General features: G+C 59.2%; 5 protein-coding genes. All 5 read right to left on the bottom strand.

The features are described 5' to 3' along the window. Positions 1 to 123: 123 nt before the first annotated feature. A complete protein-coding gene (locus R6T97_RS03735; RefSeq protein ID WP_410347960.1) occupies positions 124 to 477 on the bottom strand; it encodes a hypothetical protein in 354 nt (117 codons plus the stop codon). After that, a complete protein-coding gene (locus R6T97_RS03740) occupies positions 474 to 1,550 on the bottom strand; it encodes an ABC transporter permease (RefSeq protein WP_410347961.1) in 1,077 nt (358 codons plus the stop codon). Before R6T97_RS03740 ends, R6T97_RS03735 begins: the two co-directional genes overlap by 4 nt. Next, entirely contained in the window at positions 1,537 to 3,060 is a 1,524-nt protein-coding gene (locus R6T97_RS03745; protein WP_410347962.1) for an ABC transporter ATP-binding protein, read from the bottom strand. Before R6T97_RS03745 ends, R6T97_RS03740 begins: the two co-directional genes overlap by 14 nt. Then, positions 3,057 to 3,794: a xanthine dehydrogenase accessory protein XdhC gene (gene xdhC, locus R6T97_RS03750; protein WP_410347963.1), complete on the bottom strand. Its 738-nt coding sequence runs from the start codon at positions 3,792 to 3,794 to the stop codon at positions 3,057 to 3,059. Before xdhC ends, R6T97_RS03745 begins: the two co-directional genes overlap by 4 nt. Next, the coding region (locus R6T97_RS03755; RefSeq protein ID WP_410347964.1) for a molybdopterin cofactor-binding domain-containing protein at positions 3,791 to 4,673 on the bottom strand (883 nt) is incomplete at its 5' end. The genes xdhC and R6T97_RS03755, both read right to left, overlap by 4 nt.

The raw sequence follows: 4,673 nt of genomic DNA on the forward strand, positions 1-4,673 counted from the left end.
ACGGTGCTGAAGTGCCGCGGTGATGGCCGGTGCAAGCGCGCCACGCGCAGTAGTGGCCCCATCAGCGCCCCCATAGCCAAGGGCATCAGCTGTAGTTTCATGGCGTGCGCTCTCCTCATGTATTCATTCCGCAATGATCCATTCCTGCACCCCATCGGGCAATAGAAAGGCCGCGCCAAAGCCGACGGTCATGCTAATGATCCACCCAAAGCGCACGAACCAGTGCGGCCCTTCTGCTTTTCCGGCAGTACGTCCATTTGACTTGACGCCTAGGCCTGTCAGTCTGTCGAAACCCCAGTCCAGAAATCTGTCAAGCAGCACAACCAGTCCGAAGATCAGGCACAGGACAACGAACCAGCCCACGGCAAATATCCAGCCTGCGCTTTGGGCAAGTCGAAAGGTGTAGGCTAGGGCCATGCCCATGAAGAACCCGATCAAAGGTCGGGCGATGCCATTGATGATGTTGTCAAAGTTCATGCGACCTGCCTCCTCCAGCTAAGCCGATAATTTGTCAGCACATCCACGGCCAGCAGGAAGAACAGCAACATACCCTGCAATATCTGGATCGCGGCAATCGGCAGGCCCAGATTGGATTGCGCGATTTCACCGCCAATATATGTCAGCGCCATCAGCCCGCCTGCCAGCAAGATCCCCACCGGATGCAGCCGCCCTAGGAAGGCCACGATAATAGCTGTAAACCCATAGCCCACGTTGAAGTCGATGCTGACTTGTCCTGCTGGTCCGGCCACCTCGAAAAGCCCGGCAAGCCCCGCCAATGCTCCGGAAATCCCCATGCAGATGAGAACGAGCCGTGACGGGTTCACCCCGGAAAACCGCGCAGCGCGGGGGCTTTGCCCCGTCAGGCGGACGTTAAATCCAAAGATATGCCGCGACAGGGCTATATAGGCGAAGATGACGGCGATGAACGCCGTCACGACGCCCCAATGCATGCCGATGGACTGGTCGATCCAGCTTGTAGCGGCGGGATATTGCGATAGGTTCCGGCTGCCTGGAAAGCCCATACCCTCCGGGTTGCGCAAGGTCCCCAACGCCATTGATGCCAAAAGCTGTTCGGCTACATAGACAAGCATCAAGGACACAAGAATTTCGTTTGTACCAAAGCGTACCCGCAAAACACCCGGTATCATTGCCCAAAGCAGGCCGCCGATAGCACCTGCCAGAATCATTAGTGGAAAGACGACAAAACTTTCCATGGGATAGAACGCCAGCCCTACGGCCGCGCCACAGATCGCGCCGACGATATATTGCCCCTCGGCGCCAATATTCCAGATACCAGCCCGAAAACCGAAGGACAGACCTATGGCGATCAGTACCAGGGGCGCTCCCTTGATCAGCAGTTGCGGGCGATAAAACCACGCGAATTCAGAAAACAAAGGATCAAGAAAGATGGTCCGGATCGTCACCAGCGGGTCCTGGCCAAGTGCTGCAAACAACCCGCCCCCAACGAACATGGTAAGGACCACCGCCATAAGCGGTGACGCCAATGTCCAGACGCGTGACGGCTGCGGGCGCTTTTCAAGCATCAACATGCGCGACCTCCATGTCATGAGCGCCACCCAGCATCAGGCCGATCTCTTCTACCGTCAGCCCTTTTGCAGGGCGCGGTACGGAAAGCCGCCCATCGTTCAACGCCGCAAACCGATCCGAAATTTCCATCAGTTCGTCGAGGTCCTGACTGATCACGATGACAGCAGCGCCTTTCTCGGCTAAATCGAGCAAGGCCTGCCGGATCGCGGCAGCCGCCGAGGCATCAACGCCCCAAGTGGGCTGGTTGACCACCAAGACTTCTGGTGCCTGCATGATTTCGCGGCCAATGACGAATTTCTGAAGGTTCCCACCGGAAAGCGAGCGCGCGGCGTTTTGCGGGCCGGGTGTGCGCACATCGAAGGCGGCTATGACGCCTTCGGCAAATGTCCGCGCCTTTGCCCAATGCAGAAAGCCTTTGCTGGTCAGCTTCTCGCGCGTCATTGCCGTCAGGACGGCATTTTCGGTCAGGCTCATGTCGGGGGCTGCAGCATGTCCCATGCGTTCCTCGGGCGCAGTCAGCAGGCCGATCTTGCGACGGGCATTGGGAGGCAGGTGGCCAATGCCCTGGCCTTTATAGTTGACCATTCCCTTCGCTGTCCTCACTTCCCCCGAGAGCGCGGCAACCAATTCTTCCTGCCCGTTGCCGGCCACTCCGCCGATTCCCAGCACCTCGCCTTTGCGCACCTCCAGTGTGATATCGCGCAGCGGGGTGCCAAACTGGTGCGGGGCCTTTGCGCTCAGACCCTTCAGCGCCAAGATTGTCTCGCCTGCGGGTTTGTCGGCTTTTTCTGGCACATGCAGCGTGGTACCAACCATCAGTTCGCCCATCTCGCGGGCCGACGTCTTTCGCGGATCACAGGTGGCGACCACTTCGCCCAAACGCAGGACGGTGGCGTTGTCGCAAAGCGCGCGAATTTCCTCGAGCTTGTGCGAGATATAAAGGATGGCTGTTCCTTCAGCACTGAGCTTTCGTAGCGTTTCAAACAGGATATCCACTTCTTGCGGGGTCAGGACCGAGGTTGGCTCATCCATGATAAGCAGTTTGGGATCCTGCAGCAGGCAGCGAATGATCTCGACCCGCTGGCGTTCCCCGGCTGATAATTCGCCCACAATCCGGTCCGGATCCAGCGGGAGCCCGTATTGATCAGAAACAGAACGCACCTGCGCCGCGATTTCGGCCTGCGGTGGCGGGTTTTCCATGCCAAGGGCAATGTTTTCAGCCACATTCATCGCGTCAAAAAGCGAAAAATGCTGAAACACCATCGCAACTCCTGCCGCGCGGGCGGCGCGCGGTTCAGATGGCTGAAAGGGTTGGCCTTCCAGTGTTATGTTTCCGGCATCCGGTTTCACCAATCCGTAGACCGTTTTCACCAGTGTCGATTTACCCGCCCCGTTCTCTCCCAAAAGCGCATGGACTTCACCGCGACCGATATCAAAGGAAACATCCTTGTTGGCGACCACGCCGGGATAGGCTTTGGTCAAGCCAGACAGGCGCAAAAGCGGTTCGGTCATGCAGTGCGGTCCTTTGTCTGGCGTCCTTGCGGGCTGATCATGGCAGTTGCGACGCCAAGTGCAATCGCTGCGGGGTGTTTTCCAAGGCTTGGATCACCAATCGGACACGCGATGCGTGAAATCTGTGCATGGCTATGCCCCAATGCGGCGAGACGGGTCTTGAAGCGGGCCCATTTGGTGGCAGAACCGATCAATCCTGCACTGTGAAAACCGTGGCTCAGGATCGCATGACAAAGCGCAAGGTCCAGTTCATGGCTGTAGGTAAAAATCAGGTGGTCGGCCTGCGGCGGAGCATGTTGAACAACCCGGGCAGGATCACTTGCGACCAATGTCGTGACGTCCGTTTGCGGAAATCGGTCCGCATGGGTGTCGACCCATGTGATGTCGAAATCCGGCAGAGGGGCCAACACATGCACCAACGCGCGCCCCACGTGCCCGGCCCCGTATATCCAAAGCGGGTGGGCAAGGGGGGTCGTCATGGCCTCTGCCTTTTCCCACAGCAGGCTGACCGACCCGCCGCAGCATTGCCCCAGCGCAGGCCCCAACGGGATGCGCGCCTCATGCGACTTTCGCCCGTCCGCCAGCATACGGCGCGCTTCTGCCATCGCCTCCCACTCCAGTGTGCCACCGCCGATGGTACCTTCGGTCCGGTCCGCCCAGACCAGCATTTGCGTCCCTGCCTCGCGCGGCACAGACCCTGCGGTCTTGGTCACGGTGATGCGGATCGCACTCATGCCCGGGTCCGTTCAACTGCGCGCAGGACCTCTTCGGCGGTCGCAGGGGCTTGCAGGTCGGGGTAGTGCTGTCCGCAGGTCGCTACCGCATCCGACAATGCCAGAAAGGCAGAGGTGCCCAGCATGAACGGCGGCTCGCCCACTGCTTTGGACCGATATATCGTTTGCGCGGGGTTGGGTTGATCCCAAAGGGCCACGTTGAAAATGTCAGGCCGGTCAGAACAAGCAGGGATTTTGTAGGTTGCAGGCGCATGGGTGCGCAGGCGGCCCTTATCGTCCCAGACAAGTTCCTCGGTCGTCAGCCAGCCGGCCCCCTGCACAAATCCACCTTCAACCTGCCCCATATCAAGCGCAGGGTTCAGCGAGGCTCCGGCATCATGCAGGATATCGGTGCGCAAGATGCGGTTTTCACCTGTGAGCGTATCGATCACAACTTCGGTCACCGCCGCCCCTTGGGCAAAATAGAAGAACGGCGTGCCTTCGCCCTTGATCCGGTCCCAAGCCAGATCGGGGGTCTTGTAAAATCCGGTAGAAGAGAGGCTGACGCGGTTGACATAGGCGGTCTGCGCTGCCGCGGCGAAACGCATACGGGCATTCCCGACAAAGACGTGACCGTCCTCGAAACGCACATGTTCCACTGTGGTCTGATGCAGTTCGGCCAGACAGACGGCGATCCGGTCACGAATGATATCGCATGCATTGGCCACGGCCATCCCGTTCAGGTCGGTTCCGGAAGAAGCGGCTGTCGCCGAGGTGTTGGGCACTTTGCCGGTATCTGTCGCAGTGATCTTGACCTGCTCCACACTGATCCCGAAACGGGCGGCTGCCACTTGTGCCACTTTCTGAAACAGGCCCTGTCCCATCTCGGTCCCGCCATGG

The organism is Yoonia sp. (assembly GCF_046498525.1).
Classification (GTDB): Bacteria; Pseudomonadota; Alphaproteobacteria; order Rhodobacterales; family Rhodobacteraceae; genus Yoonia.